Source organism: Acinetobacter thutiue (assembly GCF_030385805.1).
Lineage (GTDB): Bacteria > Pseudomonadota > Gammaproteobacteria > Pseudomonadales > Moraxellaceae > Acinetobacter > Acinetobacter corruptisaponis.
Genome location: NZ_JAUDZE010000001.1, coordinates 625,100 through 650,230, shown reverse-complemented (window position 1 = coordinate 650,230; position 25,131 = coordinate 625,100). Strand labels below are relative to the sequence as shown.

The 25,131-nt window shown below is 41.1% G+C and carries 25 protein-coding genes; 15 read left to right on the top strand and 10 right to left on the bottom strand.

Annotation, left to right across the window (positions count from 1 at the left end; genetic code table 11):
- Window positions 1-19 precede the first annotated feature (19 nt).
- The 3 genes from QTA56_RS03150 to QTA56_RS03140 form a co-directional block, all read right to left on the bottom strand.
- On the bottom strand, window positions 20-1,057 hold the full coding sequence (locus QTA56_RS03150; RefSeq protein ID WP_267979491.1) for an ABC transporter substrate-binding protein: 1,038 nt from the start codon (window positions 1,055-1,057) through the stop codon (window positions 20-22).
- Complete coding sequence (locus QTA56_RS03145; protein ID WP_267979490.1) at window positions 1,058-1,660, bottom strand: ANTAR domain-containing response regulator; 603 nt, start codon at window positions 1,658-1,660, stop codon at window positions 1,058-1,060.
- A 541-nt stretch (window positions 1,661-2,201) separates the two neighbouring features.
- Complete coding sequence (locus QTA56_RS03140) at window positions 2,202-2,540, bottom strand: hypothetical protein (protein ID WP_267979489.1); 339 nt, start codon at window positions 2,538-2,540, stop codon at window positions 2,202-2,204.
- A gap of 1 nt (window position 2,541) precedes the next feature.
- Between QTA56_RS03140 and nirB the strand changes: the two genes are divergently transcribed.
- From nirB to QTA56_RS03125, 3 genes are all read left to right on the top strand, one after another.
- Window positions 2,542-5,088 carry a nitrite reductase large subunit NirB gene (gene nirB / locus QTA56_RS03135; protein ID WP_267979488.1) on the top strand — a complete coding sequence of 849 codons (2,547 nt, stop codon included), beginning with the start codon at window positions 2,542-2,544 and terminating at the stop codon, window positions 5,086-5,088.
- 11 nt (window positions 5,089-5,099) lie between these two features.
- The gene (gene nirD, locus QTA56_RS03130; protein WP_411956077.1) at window positions 5,100-6,716 is read left to right on the top strand and encodes a nitrite reductase small subunit NirD; all 1,617 of its coding nucleotides are present in this window, start codon (window positions 5,100-5,102) and stop codon (window positions 6,714-6,716) included.
- Window positions 6,717-6,844: 128 nt separating this feature from the next.
- Window positions 6,845-7,069: a hypothetical protein gene (locus tag QTA56_RS03125; protein ID WP_267979487.1), complete on the top strand. Its 225-nt coding sequence runs from the start codon at window positions 6,845-6,847 to the stop codon at window positions 7,067-7,069.
- A gap of 221 nt (window positions 7,070-7,290) precedes the next feature.
- On the opposite strand, the gene QTA56_RS03120 is transcribed toward QTA56_RS03125, so the two are convergent.
- Together QTA56_RS03120 and QTA56_RS03115 are read right to left on the bottom strand one after the other, a co-directional pair.
- Window positions 7,291-7,641: an HNH endonuclease gene (locus tag QTA56_RS03120; protein ID WP_267979486.1), complete on the bottom strand. Its 351-nt coding sequence runs from the start codon at window positions 7,639-7,641 to the stop codon at window positions 7,291-7,293.
- A 117-nt stretch (window positions 7,642-7,758) separates the two neighbouring features.
- Window positions 7,759-8,103, bottom strand: coding sequence for a hypothetical protein (locus QTA56_RS03115; protein WP_267979485.1), 345 nt, complete (start codon window positions 8,101-8,103; stop codon window positions 7,759-7,761).
- Between the two features lie 427 nt (window positions 8,104-8,530).
- Here QTA56_RS03115 and QTA56_RS03110 point away from each other — a divergent pair, with 427 nt between their 5' ends.
- The 10 genes from QTA56_RS03110 (at window position 8,531) to QTA56_RS03065 (ending at window position 20,200) form a co-directional block, all read left to right on the top strand.
- Window positions 8,531-11,287: a nitrate reductase gene (locus tag QTA56_RS03110; RefSeq protein ID WP_267979484.1), complete on the top strand. Its 2,757-nt coding sequence runs from the start codon at window positions 8,531-8,533 to the stop codon at window positions 11,285-11,287.
- Entirely contained in the window at window positions 11,284-11,913 is a 630-nt protein-coding gene (gene mobA / locus QTA56_RS03105) for a molybdenum cofactor guanylyltransferase (protein WP_267979483.1), read from the top strand. Before QTA56_RS03110 ends, mobA begins: the two co-directional genes overlap by 4 nt.
- 170 nt (window positions 11,914-12,083) lie before the next feature.
- Entirely contained in the window at window positions 12,084-12,959 is an 876-nt protein-coding gene (locus QTA56_RS03100; protein WP_267979482.1) for a MaoC/PaaZ C-terminal domain-containing protein, read from the top strand.
- Between the two features lie 19 nt (window positions 12,960-12,978).
- Complete coding sequence (locus QTA56_RS03095) at window positions 12,979-15,261, top strand: molybdopterin-dependent oxidoreductase (RefSeq protein WP_267979481.1); 2,283 nt, start codon at window positions 12,979-12,981, stop codon at window positions 15,259-15,261.
- 290 nt (window positions 15,262-15,551) lie between these two features.
- Window positions 15,552-16,583, top strand: coding sequence for a GTP 3',8-cyclase MoaA (gene moaA / locus QTA56_RS03090; protein WP_267979480.1), 1,032 nt, complete (start codon window positions 15,552-15,554; stop codon window positions 16,581-16,583).
- A gap of 23 nt (window positions 16,584-16,606) precedes the next feature.
- Entirely contained in the window at window positions 16,607-16,858 is a 252-nt protein-coding gene (locus QTA56_RS03085; RefSeq protein ID WP_267979479.1) for a MoaD/ThiS family protein, read from the top strand.
- A gap of 2 nt (window positions 16,859-16,860) precedes the next feature.
- On the top strand, window positions 16,861-17,373 hold the full coding sequence (locus tag QTA56_RS03080; protein ID WP_267979478.1) for a molybdenum cofactor biosynthesis protein MoaE: 513 nt from the start codon (window positions 16,861-16,863) through the stop codon (window positions 17,371-17,373).
- Between the two features lie 17 nt (window positions 17,374-17,390).
- Window positions 17,391-18,314 (top strand): bifunctional molybdenum cofactor biosynthesis protein MoaC/MoaB, encoded by a 924-nt coding sequence (moaCB, locus tag QTA56_RS03075; RefSeq protein ID WP_267979477.1) that lies wholly within the window; start codon window positions 17,391-17,393, stop codon window positions 18,312-18,314.
- Complete coding sequence (locus QTA56_RS03070; protein WP_267979476.1) at window positions 18,314-19,543, top strand: molybdopterin molybdotransferase MoeA; 1,230 nt, start codon at window positions 18,314-18,316, stop codon at window positions 19,541-19,543. The genes moaCB and QTA56_RS03070 overlap by 1 nt, the downstream gene beginning before the upstream one ends.
- Before the next feature lie 174 nt (window positions 19,544-19,717).
- Entirely contained in the window at window positions 19,718-20,200 is a 483-nt protein-coding gene (locus QTA56_RS03065; RefSeq protein WP_262574140.1) for a winged helix-turn-helix transcriptional regulator, read from the top strand.
- 4 nt (window positions 20,201-20,204) lie between these two features.
- On the opposite strand, the gene QTA56_RS03060 is transcribed toward QTA56_RS03065, so the two are convergent.
- Window positions 20,205-21,599, bottom strand: coding sequence for an aminotransferase-like domain-containing protein (locus QTA56_RS03060; protein ID WP_267979475.1), 1,395 nt, complete (start codon window positions 21,597-21,599; stop codon window positions 20,205-20,207).
- 123 nt (window positions 21,600-21,722) lie between these two features.
- Here QTA56_RS03060 and QTA56_RS03055 point away from each other — a divergent pair, with 123 nt between their 5' ends.
- Window positions 21,723-22,586 carry a DMT family transporter gene (locus QTA56_RS03055; RefSeq protein WP_267979474.1) on the top strand — a complete coding sequence of 288 codons (864 nt, stop codon included), beginning with the start codon at window positions 21,723-21,725 and terminating at the stop codon, window positions 22,584-22,586.
- A gap of 16 nt (window positions 22,587-22,602) precedes the next feature.
- Here the strand turns inward: QTA56_RS03055 and QTA56_RS03050 are convergent, their stop codons facing one another.
- The 4 genes from QTA56_RS03050 to tusD all read right to left on the bottom strand — a co-directional run bounded on the left by QTA56_RS03050 (window position 22,603) and on the right by tusD (window position 24,043).
- Window positions 22,603-22,914, bottom strand: a complete 312-nt coding sequence (locus QTA56_RS03050) for a TusE/DsrC/DsvC family sulfur relay protein (protein ID WP_267979473.1) — start codon at window positions 22,912-22,914, stop codon at window positions 22,603-22,605.
- Between the two features lie 69 nt (window positions 22,915-22,983).
- Window positions 22,984-23,268: a hypothetical protein gene (locus QTA56_RS03045; protein ID WP_267979472.1), complete on the bottom strand. Its 285-nt coding sequence runs from the start codon at window positions 23,266-23,268 to the stop codon at window positions 22,984-22,986.
- 11 nt (window positions 23,269-23,279) lie between these two features.
- Window positions 23,280-23,630, bottom strand: coding sequence for a hypothetical protein (locus QTA56_RS03040; RefSeq protein ID WP_267979471.1), 351 nt, complete (start codon window positions 23,628-23,630; stop codon window positions 23,280-23,282).
- Between the two features lie 44 nt (window positions 23,631-23,674).
- A complete protein-coding gene (tusD, locus tag QTA56_RS03035) occupies window positions 23,675-24,043 on the bottom strand; it encodes a sulfurtransferase complex subunit TusD (RefSeq protein ID WP_267979470.1) in 369 nt (122 codons plus the stop codon).
- A gap of 65 nt (window positions 24,044-24,108) precedes the next feature.
- On the opposite strand from tusD, the gene galE reads away from it, so the two are divergent.
- Window positions 24,109-25,116: a UDP-glucose 4-epimerase GalE gene (gene galE, locus QTA56_RS03030; RefSeq protein WP_267979469.1), complete on the top strand. Its 1,008-nt coding sequence runs from the start codon at window positions 24,109-24,111 to the stop codon at window positions 25,114-25,116.
- Window positions 25,117-25,131 lie beyond the last annotated feature (15 nt).

The following is a 25,131-nucleotide window of genomic DNA, read 5'->3' as shown; positions in this document are numbered from 1 at the left end:
GACAGCTTTTTTTTGCCTATTATTTGATGGTCTGTAATGCGATGTGATGTATATCAGGCAACAAACAGTTTTGAGCCTGATGAGTAACAAATTTCACGTCCTGATCAGAACCATTCCATTTCTGCATTTGTTGGAACAGCCATTCAAAGTCACTGAGCTTGGGTTCAGCATTCTCTTGGACAAAATTCCGAACAATATTTTGAATGATATAGTATTTTTCGACATGCACTTCTGTAGAGCAATTGAACTGAATCACATCAAACTCAATCAGCAATTGCCATATAGGTGCAAAATCATCTAGTTCCCGAAGTTCCTGCTGTGCCTTTAGAATGGCACCTGTTAATGCTACGAGGGTATTTGGATGCTGTTGTGCCCATTCCTGGGTCACAGCTAAAACCTTATCTGCCACATTTGGAATAATGTCCTGGCTTGAACAGACAATATGGCTCAGTCCTTGCAGCTCAGCTTGTGTATTCCACGGTTCTCCCACACAGAAACCATCAACCAGATGATTGCTCAAGGCTTCAACCATATACGGTGGGGGCAGTGTTTTCATTGAAATTGACTGAGCCAGTTCTGGATCGGCCAGTGCCAGCCATTCCCTTAAACAGTAATGATGAATGGAGTGTTTAAACACATGGGCTAAGGAAACAGTATGATTTTGTTTGATATGACTGAGCAGTTTTTTTGCAGATGTCTCGGCGGAATCATGTTTTTGAATATCAAGCTCATAACAGAGCTTTTGGCTTAAACTTATAAATGCACGGTTTTCACTTAATACTAAAGGGGTTTGTAAGGCAATACCAATTTGGTCTGCGCCAACCGCAGCAGCAGGTAACATTGCCGATAAACAATGCGCTGCATCCAACAGTCCAAAGGCAAGGCGATCACGTAAACTTGCCCAGGATGCTTCTTTCACCAGTGTGACATCTAGCCCAGCGTCATCAAAGAAACCACGATGTTTTGCCCAAAGCAGTGCAACACAATCCAGCAAGGGAATATAGCCAAGCTGTAATTCGGTTTTTTCCACTTTCTCTAATTCGACTAAATGACTCATCTATTCATCCTTTAGCTGGCTATTTAATTGATTGCTTAAAAGTTGTTGTGCATCGAGTAAACGGCGTGCCATTTCCCCAATAGTCATGCGATGGCTCATGGCGTTTTTGCGCAGTAATTGAAAGGCGGTATCTTCGGTTAAGCCATGCAACTGCATCAGCAATACTTTGGCCTTTTCGATATCCTTGCGGTCAGCAAGTTTGGTTTTGGCATCCTTAAGGTCACATTCCAGTTTTTTATGCTTTTTATATTGTTCAATTGAAATATCCAGAATGGTATGCAGGCGGCTAGGATCAATACCATCCACAATATAGGCGGTAATGCCTGCATCAATGGCCTGTTTAATAGTGTCTTTATCAGTATTTTTGGTAAACAGGACAGTAGGCAGGTCAAAATTGCTGACACAACTCTCAATCACATCGCGATGGGGATGGTCCATATCCAGCAGAATCACATCTGCCTGTAGATGTTCGAGTTTAAAAATATTCAGGTGATCAAGTGTAAAGCAGGCAACCACATCGAAGTCGTGTTCAATCAAACACGTTTTGATGTACTCAGCCCGAGACTGATCATCGTCAATGAGTGCAATTTTAAGTTTCGGCATAAGTGTACAGGGTCAACAGTAGATAGTTGCACATTTTAGGTCGTGCTATGAGTGGGTCTTATGGGCATTTCAACTGCGAAATATGAAAGATCCTATAATTTTTTGAAGCAAAATTAATGCCATAAAGTATGTTTTTAATTGTCTTATTCGGTGCAATTGCCCTCTAACTTATAGGGTTTATGCGCTTTATTGTATCGCTACCTCTCTATTGAAGAAATGAAAATCTGTATTTAGCTATGGAAAATAAGTTTGTGTTCATTTTTAGTGCATAAAAAGAGTTGTTTTGAAGCAGGGCGAATTGTGCTTTAAAACAGGTCAGTGCCTGCTAAGACGGTATGAGAATCCATTGGTCTATCTCCCGATATTTATTTTATATCTATAAAGTTTATAAAAAACAAAGGTTAATGGTAATTGTATAAATGTGTTGTGGAAGTTGGCACAGCATTTGCTAATTATTTTGTGAGTCGAAGATGACTTTTTTAAATTGTAAGACGGCCAACGATGTCCGATCTGATCGGTTTGTTTACACAAGTGAATTGTGTCAGCAAAGCAATATACGTTCAGTATGGGAGATGGCAATGTCTTTTTTATCTACAAATAAAGTAATCGTAAGCCTACTTAAAAATTTCAGTTCCAGCGTCGCGAGCTTGCTCAACAGGGTGGCTCGCTTTTTTATCTGTTCTGGTGCCAGCTGCACATTATTCAATTTCCCAAAACATTTCCAAGTCTTTATCTCAATTACACGCCATGCAAATGCAAGCCATGGCGTGTGGATAAATTCTGCCTTGGTTTTGCAAATCCTTATACCAGATATATCAGCAACAACAGCAACGCAAGCAACCGTTAGCTGAACAAATAGAGAAGAATTGAGGAGAGACACAATGAAATTAGTGATGATTGGTCACGGTATGGTGGGGCACAAATTCATCGAAGCCATCCTGGAGAAAGCTGATGATGAACTGGAAATTACGATTCTTGCTGAAGAGCCACGTATTGCATACGACCGTGTACATTTGACTGAATACTTTTCAGGTAAATCAGCAAAGGACCTATCCCTTGCACGTTTTGACTTTGCTGATGCCTATGGTATTGATCTACGACTGAATACCAAAGCCATTGCCATTGATACCGCAGCACAAACGGTAACCACAAGCCTTGGCGATGTGATTCGCTATGACAAACTGGTCTTGGCGACAGGTTCCTACGCTTTTGTTCCGCCAATTTCGGGCAATGATCGTGAAAACTGTTTTGTCTATCGTACCATTGAAGACTTGGATGCAATCCGTGCAGCAAGCTTAAATGCCAAGTCAGGTGTGGTAATTGGTGGCGGCTTGCTTGGTCTGGAAGCAGCCAAGGCATTGCGTGACTTAGACTTGGAAACGCATGTAGTTGAGTTTGCACCACGCTTAATGGCAGTGCAAATTGATGATCTGGGTGGCAAGGTTCTCCGCCGTAAAATTGAAAACTTAGGGGTAAAAGTCCACACTCAAAAAGCAACGTCATCTATTGAAGCAGGCAATCAATCGACTCATGTGATGAAATTTGCTGATGGCAGCGAGCTTGAAACAGATGTGATCTTATTCTCAGCAGGGATTCGCCCACGTGATGAGTTGGCACGTTCCAGTGGTTTAGCCATTGGTGAACGTGGCGGGATCAAGATTAATGATTATTGCCAAACTTCAGATACAAATGTGTATGCCATTGGTGAATGTGCACTTTGGGACAATAAAATCTATGGTCTGGTTGCCCCTGGCTATGACATGGCACGGATTGCAGCGAAGCATATTTTAGAAGAAGAAACTCATTGCTTTGCTGGTGCGGATATGAGCACCAAATTGAAGTTGATGGGTGTCGATGTAGCATCGGTGGGTGATGCACATGGTATGACTCCAAACTCACTCAGCTATTTCTATGCTGATGAAGATGCCTTGATTTATAAGAAAATCGTGGTGGATGCTGATAAAACCAAACTACTTGGTGCGGTGTTGGTCGGCGATGCAAAGGAATATAACGACCTTTTACAAATGATGTTGAATGGTTTGGCTGTGCCTGAGCTTCCTGAAAGTTTAATCATGCCAGGCTTTGCCGATTCAGGTGCTAAAGCGGGCGGTAGTGGTGTAGATTTACTGCCTGATAGTGCCACCATCTGTTCATGTAATAACGTATCTAAAGCGGATATTTGCCAAGCCATCTGTGACGGTTCAACTTCATTGGGTGCTTTGAAAAAGTGTACCAAAGCGGCAACCGCGTGTGGTGGTTGTGCGCCTTTAGTCACGCAAGTGTTGAAGTCTGAACTGCAACGTCAAGGTGTAACAGTCAATAACCATGTGTGTGAACATTTCCCATACTCACGCCAAGAGATTTATCACTTGGTGCGTGTCAATGAAATCAAAACTTTTGATGATCTTATTCATCAACATGGTCATGGCTTAGGCTGTGATATCTGTAAGCCGATGGCTGCCAATATCTTGGCATCATGCTGGAACGATTTTGTGCTTGAGCCAAGCCATGCAGGTCTACAAGACAGTAACGATTATTATTTAGGCAATATCCAAAAAGATGGTTCTTACTCAGTTGTGCCGCGTATGGCAGGTGGTGAAGTCACCCCAGATGGCTTGATTGCAGTGGGGCAAATTGCCAAAAAATATAACCTGTATACCAAAATCACAGGTGGTCAACGTGTCGATTTATTTGGTGCACAGTTGCATGAATTACCATTCATTTGGGAAGAGCTGAATGCGGCTGGTTTTGAATCGGGCCATGCCTACGGTAAATCATTACGTACCGTGAAATCATGTGTGGGTAGCACATGGTGCCGTTATGGGGTGGATGATTCGGTTGGCTTGGCGATTGAGCTTGAGAACCGTTATAAGGGTTTACGTTCACCGCATAAATTAAAAATGGCTGTTTCAGGCTGTACCCGTGAATGTGCCGAAGCACAAGGTAAAGATGTTGGGGTGATTGCGACTGAAAAAGGCTGGAATTTATACGTTTGTGGTAACGGTGGCATGAAACCACGTCATGCTGAGTTACTCGCTTCTGACCTTGATACCGAAACACTGATTCGTTATATCGACCGTTTCTTTATGTTTTATATCCAAACGGCTGACCGTTTACAACGGACCAGCGTATGGCGTGACAATATGGAGGGTGGGCTGGATTACCTGAAAGCCGTGATTGTTGAGGATTCTCTTGGACTTGCCGAAGAACTTGAAAACCGTATGCGTCATGTCATTGGCACTTATCAGGATGAATGGCGTACTGCGGTGGAAAATCCTGAAATCCGTAAACGTTTCCAAACTTATATCAATGCCAGTGCAGAGGAACAGGCTGATCCACACATTCAATTTACCCAGGTTCGTGATCAAATCCGTCCTTTAAATGATGCAGAGCGTTCGGTAGATCGTATCCCAATGGTAGAAGCATAAGGAGAATCAACATGACTAATTTAAAAATGAATATGCTTCCTGAACAAGAATGGGTTGAAGTCTGTAACCTTAGTGACATTACACCGAATACAGGCGTGGGTGCATTGGTAGGTGATCAAGCCGTAGCGTTATTCCGTGTAGGACATGAGAAACGTGTTTATGCACTCAGCAATAAAGACCCATTTAGCCAGGCCAACGTCATGAGCCGTGGCATCATTGGCGATGTGCAAGGTGAACGTGTTATTGCATCACCGATTTATAAACAACACTTTAGCTTAGCCACAGGACGTTGTCTGGAAGATAAAGATCAAAAGCTGTTGGTATTTCCAAGCAAAATTGTTGATGGTCAGGTTTGGGTCAGTCCAACGCCACAAAAAACGTATATTACCAATACGGGTGCATCATCAGACAAAATGAAACTGGTTCTGATTGGCAATGGTTTGGCAGGGATGCGTTGTCTTGAAGATTTGCTGGATATGGCACCTGACCGTTATGAGGTAACCGTGATCGGTGAGGAACCTTGGGGTAACTATAATCGAATTATGTTGTCACCTGTGCTTTCAGGTGAAAAAACCATTGATGACATCATGTTGCACCCACATGCATGGTATAGCGATAAAGGGATTCAATTTATTGCGGATGACCCAGCCGTTAAAATTGATCGTCCGCGTAAAGTGGTTTATACCGAAAAAGGTGAGAAAGTTGATTATGATCGTCTGATTATTGCGACAGGTTCCAGCCCATTTATTCCACCTGTTCAGGGCGTGGATTTAAAAGGCGTGATTAGTTTCCGTGACATTTACGATGTCAATACCATGATCAAATACTGCGAAACCAAGAAAAATGCCGTGGTGATTGGCGGTGGTTTGCTCGGTTTAGAGGCTGCTTATGGCCTAAAACAACGTGGTATGAATGTGACGGTACTGCATTTAATGGACCGTATCATGGAGCGTCAGCTTGATGGTCGTGCCAGCCGTATGTTGCGCCAAAGTATTGAGCAAAAAGGCATCAAAATTATCACTGAAGCGAATACCGAAGCCTTGATTGGTAAAAAAGGTCATGTGTCTCAAGTCCGCTTAAAAGATGGTACGGTGCTGGATGCAGATCTGGTTGTGTTTGCAGTCGGTATCCGTCCAAATATTGCCTTGGCACAAAGTGCGGGTTTACGTTGTAACCGTGGCATTTTGGTGAATGACACCATGCAAACCTTTGATCCAAGTATTTATGCGGTAGGTGAATGTATCGAACATCGTGGGCAAACCTTTGGTCTGGTTGAGCCGTTGTGGGGACAAGCCTTTATTTGTGCCACCCATTTGGCTGAGCATGGCAGCCTAACCTTTAAATCGCCAACCGTGCCAACGCAGTTAAAAGTCAGTGGTGTGGATGTGTTTTCGGCAGGTAACTTTGAGCCGAAAGAGGATTATGAAGACATCATCCTGAACGATGAAAAACGCCAAATCTACAAGCGTATTATTATCCAGAAAGATAAAGTGATTGGCGCGGTGTTGTTTGGTGATACCGAAGATGGCATGTGGTATGCCGAGCTGATTGCAGATCAGACCCCAATTGTCAGCTTTAGAAATAAATTGTTGTTTGGTAAAGACTTTGCAATGAAAAAAGCAGGCTAAGCAAGACAAGGAAAAAGATTCAGCATGATGCTGAATCTTTTTTAGGGGTGAAGTAAATGCAGCTCAAATAGATTTCTTCTCACTAGATAATTTGCTAGACTAAATCAAAAGATTGGGAGAAAAAGTAGATGAATCATGCAATTCTTGAACAACGCCTGATTGAGCTTGCCCATGAACTGGATGAGCAGGATTTACTGCGTATTTTGTCTTTAATGCAAGAAATAAAACATCATAAAGAATTTGAGCTTTCACAACCAAGTGAAACCTTAGACCTGTCTAAAATTTCAATTGCTGCATTTGCCGATATTCAAGATCCTGTTGGATGGCAACGTGAAATTCGGGATGTATGGTAAATCATGACACTAAAGTTATTTGTTTGATACCAAGCATTGGTATCAATGATTTATAGATTGCGAGTCATGCTTTAGTACAGGAATGTATTTTGGTTACTAATAATACCAAAGAGTTTCAAAGGATTTCTGAATTAGAGCTACAAAATTGGATGTTGGAGTAATTTACTTTTAAAAGGCTGCTAAAAAAACAGCCTCTTTACAATTTTATTCCTATATTGCAATCAGCTTATAAATGTAGAATGCCATTCTCCTTTTCGCATTTTTTTACTCACTAAAGATTTATATGCTTTTGCACTTTTTGGCTGCAATGCTCCTTGATGTCGATAACGATTACAGTAAAGACAAGCGGCAACAATGTTTTCTTTACTATTGTTACCACCATCTTGTTTTGCAATTACATGCTCAGCTGTACATTTAAGCCATTGCGTTTTATCTGATTCAACCGAGAAAGTTTTACTGAATTGCTCAGGTTTCTTTTCCCACATAGGTTGATTGCAATAATAGCATCGCTTGTTTTGATTTACATAAGCTGTATGGCGATTTTTTTGAATTGTATTTTGTTTTCTTTTCATAGTAAGAACTACTCAACTTCACAATATAATAATCAAATTTATAAAAATTTTTAAAAATTAATACCATAAACACAATAAGATAAATTACTGCATTTTAATATTAGCTTAGAAAATATTTTATAAATAAATAACTTTATTAAGCTCTATACGCAAGACTTTTGCTTTTTGTAAGTCATTAATAAGTTGATTACGTTCAGATTCAGAGATACTTCCCTTAAATTGAAACATGGCATCAATAAAGTTTTCTAAGGACTTCACTTTGCTAGGTTTACTTTTTAAAAGACGTTCTTTGATTGAATTGAAGTCAAGTAATTCTTCATTAGCAGAAGATTCATTTACTTGTATGGGTTTGGTGTGTGATTCTTCATTTTCTAATGCTAATTGCATCAGCAAACTAGCTAAACGCAATTTTTCACGAGAAGACAAAGAAATTGCTTCTTTGAAAATAGTATCAAAATTCATAATGAAATTTCTCCTTAAATAAAGAGGGAATAAACACAATGAACTGCACATCCTAAAATAAATCTAATAATGTCAATTTAAACAATAGACATATTAAAGATATAAAAGAATATTCAATCCATATGAACTAAAAATTATAAAATTAATTATAGCAAGTCAAGTATTATTTTCTATACATTATTTTTAATAATGGCATAAATTTTGCTTTTACTATTGTATGTATGGCAACGATGCCAGATCACAAACTAATTTACCGTAAATAAGCGCAAGGCAACGCCGCCTAAGACTGAAAGATGTCTTAGGCGGTTTTTGTTTTTAGCATATGTAGGCCTGAATTTTGTTATTTGCACTGAAATGATCTTTATCAAATAACTGAAAAGCCTAAAATTATTGACTTAGTTATGCTAAAAAGCACTATTTTGGAGCAATGATGAAGAATATGGACAACCTCATGCACATTACAAAAACAACTTGTCCCTATTGTGGAGTTGGATGCGGTGTGGATGTCACTGTCCAACATAAAGCGCAAGGTACAACGATCAAGGTCTCTGGAGATGCAGTACATCCATCAAATCTGGGTCGTTTGTGTATTAAGGGTAGCAATCTGGCGGATACCTTGGGGCTGGAAACCCGTATGCTTAACCCGATGTTTGGGCGAAAAAATCATCGTAAAGTCACCACATGGGATGTGGCGATTGAAAAAATTGCAGATCAGTTTCAAGCCTGTATTGAGCAATATGGGCGAGACAGTGTGGCTTTTTATGTTTCTGGTCAGTTGCTTACCGAAGACTATTATGTGGTGAATAAATTCGTTAAAGGTTATTTAGGTACAGCCAATATTGATACCAATTCACGCCTATGTATGTCCTCTGCGGTTGCTGCACATAAACGCGCCTTTGGTGAGGATATTGTTCCTGCCAGTTATGAAGATTTTGAATATACCGATATGGTGATCTTGGTTGGCTCAAATACCGCATGGTGCCATCCAGTGTTGTATCAACGAATCATGCAAGCGAAAAGTAAAAACCCAGACTTGTTTGTTGTCGTTGTCGATCCACGTTTTACCAGTACCTGTGAACAGGCTGATTTACATTTACCTATTTTACCAGGGCAAGATGTCGCTTTATTTAATGGTTTATTGCAGTACCTTTATAAAAATGATCATGTAGATCACCACTTTGTTGAAAGCTATACCGAGGGTTTAGCAGCACTTTTAGATGCGAGTGAAACAGAAGCAGATTTTAATGCATTGGTGAAGCGCACAGGAATTTCAGCAGAAAAATTACAACTTTTTTTTGATAAATTTGCCAGTACTGAAAAAGTGATGACCTTATTTTCAATGGGAGTCAATCAATCTTCTCAAGGGGTCAACAAAGCCAATAGTATTATTAACTGTCATTTACTCACTGGGAAAATTGGCAAATTGGGTGCTGCGCCGTTCTCGATGACAGGACAACCGAATGCGATGGGGGGACGTGAAGTAGGTGGGCTGGCCAATATGCTGGCAGCACATCTGGACTTGGATAATCCCTCACATCAAGATTTAGTGCAGAGTTTTTGGAATAGTCCCGTGATTGCCAACCAAGCAGGTTTAAAGGCAGTTGATTTATTTCAGGCGGTTGAAAGTGGCAAAATTAAAGCCATTTGGATTATGGCGACCAATCCAGTGGTGAGTTTACCCGATGCTGATCAAGTCAAACGGGCACTGGAAAAATGTGAGTTTGTGGTGGTTTCCGATATTTGTGCGGATACAGATACCACCGCTTATGCTGATGTATTGCTGCCCGCTTTGGGCTGGGGTGAAAAAGACGGTACCGTCACCAATTCAGAACGCCGTATTTCCCGCCAGCGTGCTTTTCTGGCTGCACCAAAACAGGCGAAAGCGGACTGGTGGGCAGTGTGTGAGGTGGCAAAGAAACTGGGTTTTAATGGTTTCGATTTTAACAATATCTGTGACATTTTTAACGAACATGCTGCTTTATCTGCCTATCAAAATGCCAGTGTCGATCAGCGTGATCAGGTTGAAAACTTCCGTTATTTCAACTTAAAAGGCTTAATGAATTTAAGCATGGATGAATATAATCATTTACGCCCAATCCAATGGCCAGTGTGGGAAAAAGGTCAAAGTATTGCGGTTGAGCAATTATTTGATCGAGGTGGTTTTAGCCATAACAATAAAAAAGCCAAACTGATTCCAACAGTGGCTATTGATCCTGTTCATTCGATTTCCGAAGATTATCCATTGGTGTTGAATACAGGGCGTATTCGTGATCAATGGCATACTATGACGCGTACAGGTTTGTCAGCGAATTTAACTACGCATCGTGCTGAACCATTTTGTGAAATTCATCCCAACGATGCCTTGAAGTTTGGTATCCGTGATAAAGCACTGGTTGAGGTTCGTTCAGTTTGGGGCAGTTGTGTATTACGGGTCACGCTGGCACAGGGCGTTCGTCGTGGACAAATTTTTGCTCCAATTCACTGGACAGAGCAAGTGGCTTCGGATGCCCGAATTGGTAAAGTGGTGAATCCAATTGTGGATGCGATTTCAGGCGAACCAGAGTTTAAGCATACACCTGTTTTGATTCAGCCGTTTCATACGACCTGGCAAGGGGTGTTGTATGTTCGAGAGGGTTTTGAGCAGCAGATCAAGGCATCGTTGCAAAGCTGTGCGTGGTGGACCAAGATCAAAACTGCCAAAGCTGTGCGTTATGAACTTGCTGACCGCCAAAGTATTGACCAAACTCAAAAGAACCTCAAAAACTTTTTGCCTTTTGTGGATGAAACCTATGAATGGCTGAGTCTGGAAGATATTTCATCGCAACTGAGCCATAGTATCATTTTAAAAGACGGCATTTTGATTGCCAGTTTATATATTGCACCACCTGACTTATTGCCTGATCGGGACTGGGTGGCAAGTTTGTTTAAACGTGAGCGTTTAAGCGCCTTGCACCGTAAAGCCTTGCTTGCGGGGATGCCAATGACAGCGGCGAATAATGATGGACCATTAGTATGTAGTTGCTTTAAAGTAGGAAAGAACAAGATTATTGAAGCTATAAAAACACAAAAAATGACCCATGAGAAACAGGTCACCGCATGTCTAAAAGCAGGTGGAAACTGTGGTTCATGTTTACCTGAGATTCGTGGCTTGATCAAAACCTGTCAATTGGAGGCAGAAGTATGAGTACAGAATTTCCCGCTACAGATTTGGTGATCCTGGCGGGAGGACAAGCACGCCGTATGAATGGTGTGAATAAATTATTACAACAGTTTGATGACCAGATTCAACTCTCCAAAATCTGTCAACGCTTCAAACCAGAAGTACAACAGCTTTGGGTGAACAGTCACCGTGATAATTCCATCTACAAACAAATTGAGCCAAGCATTCAGTGTTATGCCGATGATCAAACTGGTTTTTTAGGACCATTAATGGGCATGAAAAGCGCATGGACCCATGTGCAATCAGACTATGTGTTATTTGTGCCCTGTGATGTCACCTATATTCCTGCTCAGGTACTTTCGAGGCTACATCGTACACTACAAAAAAATTCCCAGGCATCTGCTGTCTATGTCACTATCAATGGAGATGCCTTATATCCATTTTGTCTGTTAAAAAGAGCAAGTTTGGCAGTACTGGAGCAACAGATCGCAGCCAATCGATTAAGTTTGCGTGACTGCTTTAAGCAACTGCATGCGCAAACAGTTGCATTCCAGAAACAAAGCTTATTTTGTCATAGCATCAATTCAATGGATGAATTACAGCAATACCAGCAAATGAAAGCATTTAGACAAATATTTATTTCGAATTAACTCCTTTTCTCTTTAAAGATTCTGACGAGCATTCTTGACCTTTGTTTAATTAAGTTCTATTTTGGAACTTAATAAGTGTGCAATCTAGCAATCATGTTGTGAGAAGATGTTCAAACAACATTAATGTAATGAAAACAAGGTTAGAAAAATAAAGGGAATAGGAGCTATATATGTTGGCATTGCGTTATCAGCAAATTCCATTGCAGTTTTTATTTGAGCATCAGGCAACTTTGGCAGGACTTGGGAAAATAGCAATACGAAGCTTAAAAAACACAAAAGGAAATCAAGCCGATTGGCGGGCGCTTGCGGCGATTAATGAAGTGATTGAAGCACCGAGTCATGAGTTGGTGGAACATTATGTACAGTGGAGTGGTGCGCAACCACATAAATATCAGGATTCTATTCCCCCACACATGGTCTCTCAATGGGGACTTTCATTTGCAACAGGTTTGCTCTTACAAACCAGCTATCCACTCAGCCAAGTCATCAATCAAGGTGTTAGCCTAAAGATTCATGGCAAGATTCCTCGTAATGAAAAGTTATTGATTCAAGCCAAGATTGTCCACGTTGATGAACGCAATGGTTTAGCACGTGTTTCCGTTCAGATCATCACGGGTACAATTGCTCAACCTAATCTGGTTGAGGCAGTGTTGCATATGGCATTTATTTTGCCGCATTTTGAAAAAACCAAACGTGCTGAAACTACCGATGATAAAAACTGGCAAATATTAGGGCAATGGTCAACAACATCAGATGATGGCTTTAAATTTGCCTTACTGACAGGTGATTTTAATCCAATTCATTGGGTTGGTTTCTTGGCAAAACTCTCTAGTTTTGGTCAAAAAGTACTACATGGCTTTGGGGTGTTTGCACGTAGTTTTGAGTTTTTACCTGATCCTATCGAACAAATAGATGTCCGATTTTTAAAACCTGTAAAATTACCATCGCAAGCCAATAAAGTTGAGTTGGCAATTGAGCAGGATCAAAAGTTGATTCGTGTTGTGGGGTCAGCAGGACAAATCTGTTTAATGGGTCAATATTCATAATAAGCATCAGGTGAAAACAATGACAACTCCAAACACAATGCTAAAACAGGATGTAACGGCCTGCATTTTATGCTCACGTAATTGCGGATTGAGTGTGGAAATCGAAAATAACCAGTTCAAAAAAATTAAGGGTGATGATCAGCATCCTTTCTCGCAAGGTTATATCTGTCAGAAAGCTGCACGTTTGCAGCATTACCAACAACATGCTGATCGCTTGACTTCTCCATTAAAACGTCAAGCCGATGGTTCGTTTAAGGAAGTGAGTTGGGAGCAAGCCATTCAAGAGATTGCTGATCAGCTTGTACATATTCGAAATAGCTATGGTGGAACTGCATTTGCTTCGGTTGGCGGTGGTGGACAGGGTAATCACCTTGGTGCAGCCTATGGTCGTCAGTTACTTTATGCCATGAAAAGTTTCTATGCCTATAATTCGTTGGCTCAGGAAAAAACAGGCGATTTTTGGGTCAATGGTCGTTTGTTTGGCAGTCAGGCCTGCCATACCACAGAAGATGTGGAGCATGCTGATTATGTGTTGTTTATTGGAACAAATCCATTTCAGGCGCATGGTATTCCCAATGCACGGGACACCTTAAAACATATCAAAAAAGATCCCAATCGAACCATGGTAGTGTTTGATCCGCGTGTCACCGAAACTGCCAAGCAAGCTGATATTCATGTGCAACTCAAACCAGGTACAGATGCTTATTTGATGTCGGCTATGATTGCGATCATGCTGCGTGAAGGTCTTTATGATCAGCAATTTATTCAACAGCATACACATGGTTTTGATGAGGTCAAACAGGCTTTTCTTGCTGTTCCAATCGAGGAGTATATTCAGAAAGCTGATGTTTCGGTTGAATTGATCTACCAAATTGTACGTGATTTTGCTCAGGCAAAACGAGGCTGTGTTCGGATAGATTTAGGTATTCAGCATACTTTAAATACCACGTTAAATGGTTATTTGGAAAAGCTTCTTTATTTATTGGCTGGGCATTTTGGTAAACAGGGAAGCAATAATCTACATACCATGTTTATTCCAATTTTAACCAATACCGATGAACGTAACTCTAAATACCGCCGTACTGTACATCATAAAATGTTCCCAATTTCAGGATTTTTCCCACCGAATATTCTGCCAGATGAAATTTTGAAAGCAGGTGAAAAGCGGGTACGTGCAGTCTTTGTTGATAGCTGTAATCCTTTACTGACCTATCCAGATACGGCTGCTTATGAACAGGCTTTTCAGTCACTTGATCTATTGGTGGTGGTCGATGTTGCCATGACCGAAACAGCGCGTTTGGCACATTACATCTTGCCAGCCCATAGCCAGTTTGAAAAATGGGAGTTTACGGGCTTTAATCTGGAATTTCCAAAAAATGGTTTTCATTTACGTCATCCCTTGTTTCAACCACAAGGCAATACCTTACCTGAAGCAGAAATTTACACACGTTTACTTGAGGCGATGAAAGCCATTCCTCAACAATTTCCAATCCTGAGTAAAATTGCGGAAAAAGATTCAGCAAATACCGCTTATCTTGGGTATTTTGCTGCTCTAGGTGCTAATTTTGCGAAAAACAAGAAGCTTATTCCATTTGCCGCCTCAATTGTCTATCGCACTTTAGGCAAGACTTTGCCAAATGATGCGGCTGCCACGGCTTTGCTATTGCCATTATGCATGCAATATGCTGCCCAGCATTATCAGGCAGTTAAACAGGCAGGCTACGAGGGGAATCGTCTCAATCTTGGGGTAAAGCTGTTCCAAACCATTCTAAAACAACGTTCAGGTGTCATATTGTCACAGCATGACTATGCTGATGTATGGAACCTGATTGCATACAAAGACAAAAAAATTCGTTTGGCCATTCCTGAAATGTTTATTGAACTTGCTCAACTAAGACAACAGCCATTGGTTGTAAAAGAGGATTATCCTTTTATCTTATTGGCAGGTGAGCGCCGTAGTTACAATGCCAATCAAATTTATCGTGATCCTGCATGGCGTAAAGTCGATGCAGATGGACGTTTAAGGATTAATCCAGAGGATGCCTTACAGCTCGGTGTGGAAACAGGTCAGATCTTGCAATGTATTTCTGAACATGGCGCAATTCAGGTCACGGTTGAACTTGATGATGGCATGCGTAAAGGTGTAGTGTCATTACCACATGGTTATGGACTGCGTTATGGGAATAGTGAACCGATTGGGCCGCAAATTAATCGTTTAACCTCTACGCGGCATTGTGATCCATTGTCCAAGACACCATATCATAAGTATGTCCCAGTACGATTGGAACGTTTAAGCACTTAAATGATAGGTCGTATTGAATGAATAGATGACTTGCACCAAATTCTTTCATTGCAAACAAGGGTGGTTGCAAATGGTGCAAGATGATTTCAACAAAAATATGCAAGACAGGCGCCATTTTTATTTGTAGATTGAAAGGGTTGCCTGTTTAAATATATGAATATCCTTAAGCCAGGATGTTTGTTTATAGTTGGAATAATTATTGCTGTAAAAACAGTTCTCTGTGATGAGTAAAGCAAGGATGCACAGAACCTGTGCTAAACCCAGTCAGAAGATTCACAAAATGAGTGCGTATGATGAAGCATGAAATACAAGAAACGGCGATACCGATCCTACAGGATCAGTATGGTCGTGTTAAGCGTAAGCTACGGATTTCCGTAACTGATCGCTGTAATTTCAAATGCATTTATTGTATGCCTGAGCATCCAGAATGGATGAAAAAACAAGAGCTGCTTAGCTTTGAAGCCTTGCTGGTTTTTTGTCGATATATGGTTGGGCAGGGGATTGAGAATATCCGTATTACGGGTGGTGAACCACTCATGCGTCAGGGTGTGGTGCATTTTATTCATGATTTACAACGTTTAAGAGCTTTGGGATTGAAGCGGATTTCGATCACCACCAATGCACACTATTTAGCCAAGTATGCTGAACAACTCAAACAAGCGGGTCTGGATGATCTAAATATTAGTTTGGATAGTCTGGACCCAGTTCAATTTAAGCAGCTTACTAAAAAAGAATTAGCACCTGTTCTTGGTGGAATCGAAGCGGCAAAAAAAGTAGGGCTGCCCTTTAAAATCAATTGTGTATTGATGAAAGGTCAAAATGATGAGCAAATTATCCCGATGGTGAAATGGGCAAAACAGCACAACATTCCATTACGTTTTATCGAGTTTATGCCTCTGGATGGTGATCAGCATTGGACTGATCAGGCTGTGGTCAGTGAAGCAGAAATTTTAGAACAACTGCAACCTTATTATGATATTCAAGTGCTACAACAGCAGCATGAGCCTGCACGTTTATATCAGCTTGATGGGCACTATCATCTTGGCATTATTTCAACGATAACCCATTCATTTTGTGGAGACTGTGACCGAATTCGACTGACTGCCCAAGGTGAATTGTATAATTGCCTGTTCGCACAACAGGGTTTAAATATAAAACCTTATTTACTACAAGTGATTAAACAAAATGCTGAATTAAAACAGCAAGCATTGTTGCAGCTTGATCAACAGATTAAGCCTTATATTTGGCATAAAGCCAAAGGCTATCATGCGATACAACATCAGCAAGCACGTAAAATTAGCATGCACATGCTTGGTGGTTAAATAGAAAGTGGTCTGGAGAAAATATGCAAACCATTGAGATAAAAATAGAAGCTTTTGGTGCGATAGAACGGTTATTACCCAAAGCACTTGCATTTGAGTTTGCAGAGGATCGAATGGTTAACGATGTATTGACGCATATTGTGACGCTTTATCCAGATGCAAGTAGCGCGATGGAAAAGTGTGCCTGTGCCATTGGTGAAGATATCGTGACACGTCAAACACCGTTGAATCAGTCATGTACTTTAGTGCTGTTGTCACCTGTGGCAGGAGGATAGACATGCGTGAATTTGCCAGAGTCCAGGATCAGGCACTCAGTTTAGAGAGCTTTGACCCAATCCAGTCTTTCCCAGAATGTGGTGGAATTGATATTTTTATTGGTACGGTACGAAATCACCACGAGCGTAAAGCAGTCAAGGCACTGAAATATACCTCTTATACACCTGTTGCTGAAAAGATGATTCGTGAAATTGAACAGCAAATTAAAGAGAAATATCAGGTGTCTTATGTTCGTGTTATCCATCGTATTGGTTATCTGGATGTCAGTGAAACTGCCATTATTGCAATTGCCTATGCGGCACATCGCCGTGAAGCTTTTCAAGCCTGTGAAGAAGCGGTTGAGCGGGTAAAGCATGAAGTGCCGATCTGGAAAGAGGAGTTCTTTATGGATGGAACCAGTCAATACGTTGAGGGTTGTTGTATTCGTAAAGATACTGCTGAGTCTCAAGCAAAGGCGCAGCAACATACACACCATCAACACGAACACTGCACACATGAGCATACACACGAATAAGCTTTTAGGAAGTTAAGATGAAAAATGTTGGGATGAAACCTGAGAGTTACCGTGTTGCAGAAGCGCAAGCGATCTTATATGCGCCAGCACATTGTATCCAGTTGCTCCGTGACGGAAATACTGAAAAAGGTGATGCCTTAAAAACAGCACGTATTGCAGGCATTCTGGCAGCAAAACGTACCGATGAACTGATTCCGCTGTGTCATCCCTTACCGATTTATCGGGCTGATGTAGACTATGATTTGCATGATGACCATGTGGTGATTCTTACAACGGTTGAAACGATTGGGCCAACAGGCGTGGAAATGGAAGCATTGACAGCGGCAAGTCTGGCGGGTTTAACCCTTTATGATATGTTGAAACCACATTGTGAACCTGAGGAACTCTGTTTAGACCAATGTAAATTGCTCAAGAAAAAAGGGGGGAAGTCGCACTTTAAGCGCACTTTACGTCAACCTGTTTCAGCGGCCGTGATTGTATTATCTGATACTGTAGCAGCAGGTCGTAAGCCTGATACCGCAGGTAAGTCTGTAGTAGACACATTAACTGAAGCAGGTTTTGACCCGATTCATTATCAGATTATGGCGGATGAGGCTGATCAACTCAAAGATTTGGTGTTAGAACTGACCAAATCTTATGCATGTATCATGACGGTCGGTGGTACAGGCATTGGTAAGCGAGATATTACCGTGGATACATTGGAACCGTTATTGGAAAGAAAGCTGGACGGTTTGATGGAGGCGGCACGTTCCTTTGGGCAAAAACGTACCCCTTATGCAGCCATGTCTCGTGGCGTGGCAGGCTTTATTGATCGTTCTTTGGTGGTGACTTTGCCAGGCAGTCGTGGTGGTGCCAGCGAATCCATGGCAGCAATTTTACCTGCTTTGGTGCATATTTTTGATGTCTGTCGTGACTTACCACATCCAGGAGGCTATGAATAATGTCAGGATGTGGTGCTGAAAAAGGTCTGATCAGTATTGATGAAGCGCTAGCACTGATCCAAACCAAAGTGAAAGCATTAGCGGTCGAGACGTTGCCTTTAGCAAAGGGGCTACATCGTTATTTAGCCAAGGCAGTTTATTCAGATGTAAATTTACCTGGCTTTTCACAAAGTGCGGTGGATGGTTATGCCATTAATACCACATTGGAAAATCTGCAAGATACTGTCTTTGATGTGGTGGGTGAGATTAAGGCGGGCAGTGGTTTGGATCATCAACTTGCAGATGGACAATCCATTCGTATTTTTACAGGTGGAAAAATACCTGAGGGAACAACCCATGTTGCCCGACAGGAAATTGTCGTAGTTGAGTCTGATAGCCAGATTCGACTGGTTGAACAGCTCAAACCGCAGGCTGATATTCGTTTTACTGGTGAGGAAGTTCAGTCAGGTCAGCTATTGGCAGAGGTCGGTCAGAACATCAATATTGGTGCGCTGGCTGCTTTGAGTATGGCTGGTGTAAAAACAATTGATGTATTTCAACAGCCTAAAGTAGCGATTGTCATTACAGGTGATGAGGTTGCTGAAACACCAGAAGATTTGCAAGCAGGCAAGGTGTTTGATGCAAATGGTCCATTGTTAAAAGCATGGTTGCAAGACTATGGGATTGATGTTGATATTTTGCATATCGAAGATGATGCTGAACAAGTCACACAATGCTTTGAACGTCTAAAACAGCACTATGATGTGATCATTACAACAGGTGGTGTTTCTGTGGGGGATTATGATTTTGTTCGTCCCTGTGCTTTTGAAAATGGTTTTAAGCAAATTTTCTGGAAAGTAAAACAAAAACCAGGTAAGCCATTATTTTTTGCTGAATATATAGGACAAAACCATCATTGCTATTTACTGGGTTTGCCAGGTAATCCTGCTGCGGTCTATGTCTGTATGCAGATTTATGGCAAGACATTATTGGATACACTACAAAACCAGCGTCAATCCTTAGCGTGGTTTAGTGGACTGCTCACCCATGATTTAAAATCAGATAGCCGTGAACGATTCCTAAGAATGCATGCCTATTTTGAACAGGGTCAACTCAAGCTACAAAGTCTGGCAAAACAGCAATCACATATGTTGAGTAATTTGATGCAGGCAAACTGTCTAGTGCGTATCCCAGCCAATATCAAACTGGAAGTTGGGCAAGAAGTTTCAGGTGTGTTTATTCACAATTAAATTGTTGATGGATTGATGCAAAATTGACTATTTTATCGTGTTTAGCTTAAAGCCAATTTGTATCTGGTGACCAAGATAAATTAGTGTATATTTTATATTGATTTGCTTTTTAGTATTACGGTTCAAGGTGTCGATTGCATACCTTATAAGCTTGAAAAATGATGGGTGATAATAATGAAATGGGATGAGATTGGCGATCAGCCATGTTCAGTGGCGCGAACGCTTTCAGTATTGGGTGATCGTTGGACCATGCTGATCTTGCGCAACGCATTTATGGGTATACGCCGTTTTGATGACTTCCAGCGTAGTTTGGGACTCACACGTCATGTCCTTTCAGAACGGTTAAAGCGTTTGGTTGAGCATGGGATTTTAACCAAAGTTCCTTATGTGGAGCGTCAGGAACGTTTTGAATATCAGCTTACCGATAAAGGTTTGGACTTGTACCCGATTATTCTGGCAATGGTGCAATGGGCCGATAAATGGATGGACATGGGCTTGGGTAAACCGATTGAATTTACCCATAAAACCTGTGGTCATAAATTTAACTCAAAGGTTGTTTGTTCAGAATGTAATGAACCCATTGATGTGAAAGAGGTAAAGGTGGCTGCTGGCCCAGGTTATTTTGCATTTGTTGAACAAAAGCAAAAAAGCGCCTGATTCATCATTCTGAGTGTTCTATCTCCTGTTGAATGGCATGGGATAGAACTTCAAAAATTCTTGAATCCTGGCATTGTGCAACATTAAAACGAATAAAGTTTTTAAAATTCTGGCTTTGGCTAAAGGCATTGCCAGGCGCCAAGATCACACCTCGTTCCAGACAGGTCTGGGCAATTCTCGCTGTATCTAAATGTTCAGGCAATTTACACCATAAAAACAATCCTACTTGTGGTTTCATCCAGATTTCGATCCCAAGTTTTTCTAACCGCTTGATGGTCGAATCCATGGCTTTCGCCAAACGTATTTTCAACTCTTCCAAATACTTACGGTAATGACTGTCGGTTAACGCAGCAAACAAAATTTCAGCAGATAAATGGTTTCCCCCAAAACTGGTTGCAATTTTGATATCGGTTAGGTCCTCAATCCATTCGGGTTTTGTCGCAATATAACCTGTACGCACTGAGCCTGATAAGGTTTTGGAAAAACTGCCAATATGAATAACCCGAGATAAACCATCCAGTGCAGCGAGTCGTGGAGCGGTATGTCGTTCCAGATCTGCAAAAATATCATCTTCAATCACAATTAAGTTAGACTGTTCCACAAGCTTTAAAACCTGATAAGCCGTTGAAGCAGTCAGTACCGCACCCGTTGGATTATGAATGCCTGAATTGGTGATATATAAACGCGGATTATAATTTTTAATCGCATCTGCAAATGCTGGCAAATCTGGCCCTGTTTGTGTGTAGGGAATACCAATGATTTGAACCTGATGAACCTTGAGTAAGGCATGGAAATTAAAATAACAAGGGTCATCAACCAGCACTACATCATTCGGTTTTAAGAAATAGCGACAAATGAGGTCAATGGCCTGTGTACCTGAATCCGTAAGTAGAATTTGATTGGGAACAACCTCAATGCCTTTAGCCAGAATTCTACGGGACAGTAACTCACGTAATGCGGGCAGACCAAGCGGGGTTGAGTAATCAGTCAAGATACTATTATTGGCCTTGGATATTTTTCGAATCGCCTTACGAATGTTTTCATGTGGCATCCAGTCATCAGGTAACCAGCCACATCCAGGCTTTAAAACGTCTTGTTTTGCTTCCAAAGCCTGTCTTGAAATCCATAACGGGTCAATACTTCGGTCAATCTTGGGATGAATCTCAGAAATTGATAAAGGTGCAAGTGGCCCAGCGACAAAGAAACCTGAACCCGTTTTTGCCTCAATCAAGCCTTGCGCCGCAAGCCGTTCGTAGGCTTCAACAATGGTGGAGATAGACAGGTTTAACAAGCCAGCCAAAGCCCGTACAGAGGGAAGACGAGAACCTGGCATCAATGAGCGATTCTTGATTTGTTGATTGATATGCTGGATAACGAAATCAATTTTTGTGGTTTTCATCTTGGCCTATTCTAACTGTGTGGGTATATATACCAGTACAGTTATTTAAAATTGTACTGTATTGTGTATGGTGAACTCACCATATCACAGTTTAAATTCTCCATACAAATTTGGAGAATGAAAATGAAGAATACGAGTCAGGGCTGGTTAAATGGTTTGATCGGGATCATTATCTTCTCTGGAACATTGCCAGCTACACGTGTGGCTGTGATGGATTTTAGCCCTACATTTTTAACAGCTGCCAGAGCTGCAATTGCAGGGATGCTGGGTTTAGTGTTGATTTTATTATCGCGACAGAAATTGCCTGAGAAAAAAGACTGGCTTGCTTTATTTTATGTTGCAATTGGAGTGGTAATTGGCTTTCCACTATTTACCTCTTTGGCACTTCAATATATGAGTTCTGCACACTCTATTGTTTTTATTGGTTTATTACCTTTGGTAACGGCAATTTTTGGTGTCTTGCGTAGTGGTGAGAAACCAAGTTTAGTATTTTGGCTATTTGCTATTTTAGGTAGTTCACTGGTTTTTGGATATATGTTGATTCAAGCAGGAAATTGGTCATTCAACTATGGTGATATTTTTATGTTGGTTGCAATATTACTTTGTGGCTTTGGCTATGCAGAGGGTGGAAAATTATCAAGGCATCTGGGCGGTTGGCAAGTCATTTGCTGGGCATTGATTATGACTTTGCCATTGATGTTGTTGATTTCATGTCTATATATGCCAGTTAATTTTGATCAAATTTCATTTTCATCAAAACTTGGGCTGGCTTATGTTTCGCTATTTAGTATGCTGATTGGTTTTTTCTTTTGGTATAAAGGCTTGGCCCAAGGCGGTATTGCGACAGTGGGGCAATTACAACTATTGCAGCCTATATTGGGCTTGATGATTGCCGCCATTTTGTTGAATGAGCAAGTCAGTCCAGCCATGTTCGCGGTCACCATAACCGTAATTGCCTGCGTTGCCTGTGCCAAAAAATTCGCTTAATTCGTAGATTCAAAAATTATAAACAATTGGCAGGTTTGGGAACGCCAGCCAAGCGACTTAAATGTCGGGCGACTAGACCTGTATTAAACTTTTGCTGTAGCTCAGCATTATTGATTTCAGGATCTACCGTCTTCATCAAAAACTTGATCAGGGGACGGGTTGCTGGTGAGTGTCCAAACTGCTGATAAAACTGCCGTACAGCATTGAGAATATCAAAATGCCAATCTGTCAGCTCTAAATTGAGTGATTTGGCAAGTTCCTGAGCAACTTGCTGATTCCAGATGGTGTAATCGACCAAATGACCGTCTTGGTCTAACTCTAACTGCATAAAATAGCCTAAGTAGGGGCGTATTGTTACGCCCAATGATTTATGGGTATCACTAAATTAACGATATATTCATTTCAACGTAATACAACGCTGAAACTGTAATACTAAATTTGCAAATTGAGCATATTCCAGAATGTTTACACGCTCTTTCAGGTTATCCTGCAATAGGCTTTGTTCATTGCTTAGAAAATAGATATTTGGGTAAGTATCCACAACTGCATCTGTGACTTGTAAGACTGAATCACCCATCATCACAATATGGTCATCCACTTTTGCCATGTGTGCTAACTCATCTAAAATTTTATTGACATTGTTATAAGGAGATTGGATGAGAAACAAGGTTGAATTTTTCATGAGCGAATCCCTTACCAATACAGTATATGATCAAATGACTGAATAAATTCAGGATGAATATCAATAAATTCAATGTCCTGATCTGTATTTTTGACGATAGTCAATTGTTGATTTTTGCTTTCAACCAAAATTGGGGTTAAATCGTAAAACTCAAAACTTTCCACCATATTGGCGGCAATTTTAAAGGCCTGCGTGAACTGGTCGAACGCTAATTGATTGTTCAGTAAACTCAGTGCGGCATCCTTTAATAATACTTTGACAGAAATACCAAAGGTTGCTAAAACCATAGTTGCAGACAAGCTTTCATTGACCTGCAAACTGGTTAAATTGGGCTGCGTTAGGATGACGAGTACAGTTTTCACACAATTTACCTTTTAAAAGCAACACGCTATATAAAGAACTTGATCTAGAATTGAATTAGACGAGAACAGCTTTGTACAGCATCGGCAAGTTCTCCAAGCCCAACCAGCTCAAAACCCTGTGCCAGGTTGTGCTGTTGAAGTGAATGACGTTGTGCATTGCTGGCATCAGTGATTCCCCGAGCAAGGGCAGCACTGACACAGACAGGGAGTCGAATGCCAAGCTTTTGCCATTCCAGTTTTAGGTTGCGCTGATCATCAGGAAACCACTGTAAATCGTTCGCAACCTGAACACCGTCCTGGTAAAAGAAGACACGAAATTCCTCGTGCTTATTTTGTAATGCCTGTGCTAAACCAAATGCATGCCAGGCCATCATTGAAGTAGGTGCTGAGGTAATTAACAGTAGTGTACTCATGGAACATTCACTATGGTCATAGGCAAAAATAAAGATGGACATATTAAAAAGAAGGTAATTATACAATGATTTTGGTGACAGGTGGTTTAGGCTTTATCGGTTCACATATTGCTTTGAGTTTACTGGCTCGTGGGCACGAAATTGTCATTGTTGATAATCTGGCCAATTCAACATTACAGACTCTGGAACGTTTGGAATATATCTCAGGCATGTATATTCCTTTTGCAAAGCTTGATGTACGCAACACGCCTGCCTTAAACAAGGTGTTTGAACAATATTCCATAGATGCGGTGATTCATACTGCAAGCTTTAAATCGCTGGAGGAATCGGTTTTAAAACCTCTTGAATATTATAATGATAATGTCAGTTGTATCATGAGCTTATTACGTGCCATGCAACGCATGGGGGTGAGACAGCTCATCAACCTATCCAGCGTGGCGGTCTATGGAAAGTCTGATTCGGAACTTTCCGAGGAGACTGAATTTAATTATCACTATGCCAATCCCTATATTCGTACCCAGCAAATGGTGGAGGATATTATTGCGGATACCTACAGGGTTGACCATGAATGGAAGATCATTAACTTGCGGTTGTCCAATATTGTCGGTGCCTTTGAACATGGGGTACTAGGCGAATATGTCGTGCAATTACCGAAGAATATTGTGCCTCTAGCCTTGCAGGTCGCCGCAATGCAGCGTGAGTGCATTGAGTTGCAAAATCAGGCACAGACTAAAGATGGTACGGTTGAACGAAGCTTCTTGCATGTACTGGATGTCTGCGATGCTGTACTGGCAGGCTTAAAGTGGCTGGAAACACAGGTTGGCTGTTTGGAGGCCTTTAATATCGCCCAGTCAAAAACCACCTCTATTCAAGGTTTGTTAGATGAAGTTGCCAAAGTAACCCAGTCCGAAATTCGGGTTCAGCCCGCAGTTTATCAACATGAGGAATTGGCTCAACTGGGGGCAAACATTGATAAGGCAGAAAAGGTGCTTGCATGGACGCCGAAACGATCCTTAACACAAATGATTGAAGATGAATGGCGTTTTTACTTGAATACGCTAAAAGGTAACTAAGTCTACTGTCACTTT

What these genes read in the sequence shown, in the direction of transcription:
- QTA56_RS03150 (WP_267979491.1), bottom strand. Translation starts at nt 1,057, where the DNA reads ATGAGTCATTTAGTCGAATTAGAGAAAGTGGAAAAAACCGAATTACAG.
- QTA56_RS03145 (WP_267979490.1), bottom strand. Translation starts at nt 1,660, where the DNA reads ATGCCGAAACTTAAAATTGCACTCATTGACGATGATCAGTCTCGGGCT.
- nirB (WP_267979488.1), top strand. Translation starts at nt 2,542, where the DNA reads ATGAAATTAGTGATGATTGGTCACGGTATGGTGGGGCACAAATTCATC.
- nirD (WP_411956077.1), top strand. Translation starts at nt 5,100, where the DNA reads ATGACTAATTTAAAAATGAATATGCTTCCTGAACAAGAATGGGTTGAA.
- QTA56_RS03125 (WP_267979487.1), top strand. Translation starts at nt 6,845, where the DNA reads ATGAATCATGCAATTCTTGAACAACGCCTGATTGAGCTTGCCCATGAA.
- QTA56_RS03120 (WP_267979486.1), bottom strand. Translation starts at nt 7,641, where the DNA reads ATGAAAAGAAAACAAAATACAATTCAAAAAAATCGCCATACAGCTTAT.
- QTA56_RS03115 (WP_267979485.1), bottom strand. Translation starts at nt 8,103, where the DNA reads ATGAATTTTGATACTATTTTCAAAGAAGCAATTTCTTTGTCTTCTCGT.
- QTA56_RS03110 (WP_267979484.1), top strand. Translation starts at nt 8,531, where the DNA reads ATGATGAAGAATATGGACAACCTCATGCACATTACAAAAACAACTTGT.
- mobA (WP_267979483.1), top strand. Translation starts at nt 11,284, where the DNA reads ATGAGTACAGAATTTCCCGCTACAGATTTGGTGATCCTGGCGGGAGGA.
- QTA56_RS03100 (WP_267979482.1), top strand. Translation starts at nt 12,084, where the DNA reads ATGTTGGCATTGCGTTATCAGCAAATTCCATTGCAGTTTTTATTTGAG.
- QTA56_RS03095 (WP_267979481.1), top strand. Translation starts at nt 12,979, where the DNA reads ATGACAACTCCAAACACAATGCTAAAACAGGATGTAACGGCCTGCATT.
- moaA (WP_267979480.1), top strand. Translation starts at nt 15,552, where the DNA reads ATGATGAAGCATGAAATACAAGAAACGGCGATACCGATCCTACAGGAT.
- QTA56_RS03085 (WP_267979479.1), top strand. Translation starts at nt 16,607, where the DNA reads ATGCAAACCATTGAGATAAAAATAGAAGCTTTTGGTGCGATAGAACGG.
- QTA56_RS03080 (WP_267979478.1), top strand. Translation starts at nt 16,861, where the DNA reads ATGCGTGAATTTGCCAGAGTCCAGGATCAGGCACTCAGTTTAGAGAGC.
- moaCB (WP_267979477.1), top strand. Translation starts at nt 17,391, where the DNA reads ATGAAAAATGTTGGGATGAAACCTGAGAGTTACCGTGTTGCAGAAGCG.
- QTA56_RS03070 (WP_267979476.1), top strand. Translation starts at nt 18,314, where the DNA reads ATGTCAGGATGTGGTGCTGAAAAAGGTCTGATCAGTATTGATGAAGCG.
- QTA56_RS03065 (WP_262574140.1), top strand. Translation starts at nt 19,718, where the DNA reads ATGAAATGGGATGAGATTGGCGATCAGCCATGTTCAGTGGCGCGAACG.
- QTA56_RS03060 (WP_267979475.1), bottom strand. Translation starts at nt 21,599, where the DNA reads ATGAAAACCACAAAAATTGATTTCGTTATCCAGCATATCAATCAACAA.
- QTA56_RS03055 (WP_267979474.1), top strand. Translation starts at nt 21,723, where the DNA reads ATGAAGAATACGAGTCAGGGCTGGTTAAATGGTTTGATCGGGATCATT.
- QTA56_RS03050 (WP_267979473.1), bottom strand. Translation starts at nt 22,914, where the DNA reads ATGCAGTTAGAGTTAGACCAAGACGGTCATTTGGTCGATTACACCATC.
- QTA56_RS03045 (WP_267979472.1), bottom strand. Translation starts at nt 23,268, where the DNA reads ATGAAAAATTCAACCTTGTTTCTCATCCAATCTCCTTATAACAATGTC.
- tusD (WP_267979470.1), bottom strand. Translation starts at nt 24,043, where the DNA reads ATGAGTACACTACTGTTAATTACCTCAGCACCTACTTCAATGATGGCC.
- galE (WP_267979469.1), top strand. Translation starts at nt 24,109, where the DNA reads ATGATTTTGGTGACAGGTGGTTTAGGCTTTATCGGTTCACATATTGCT.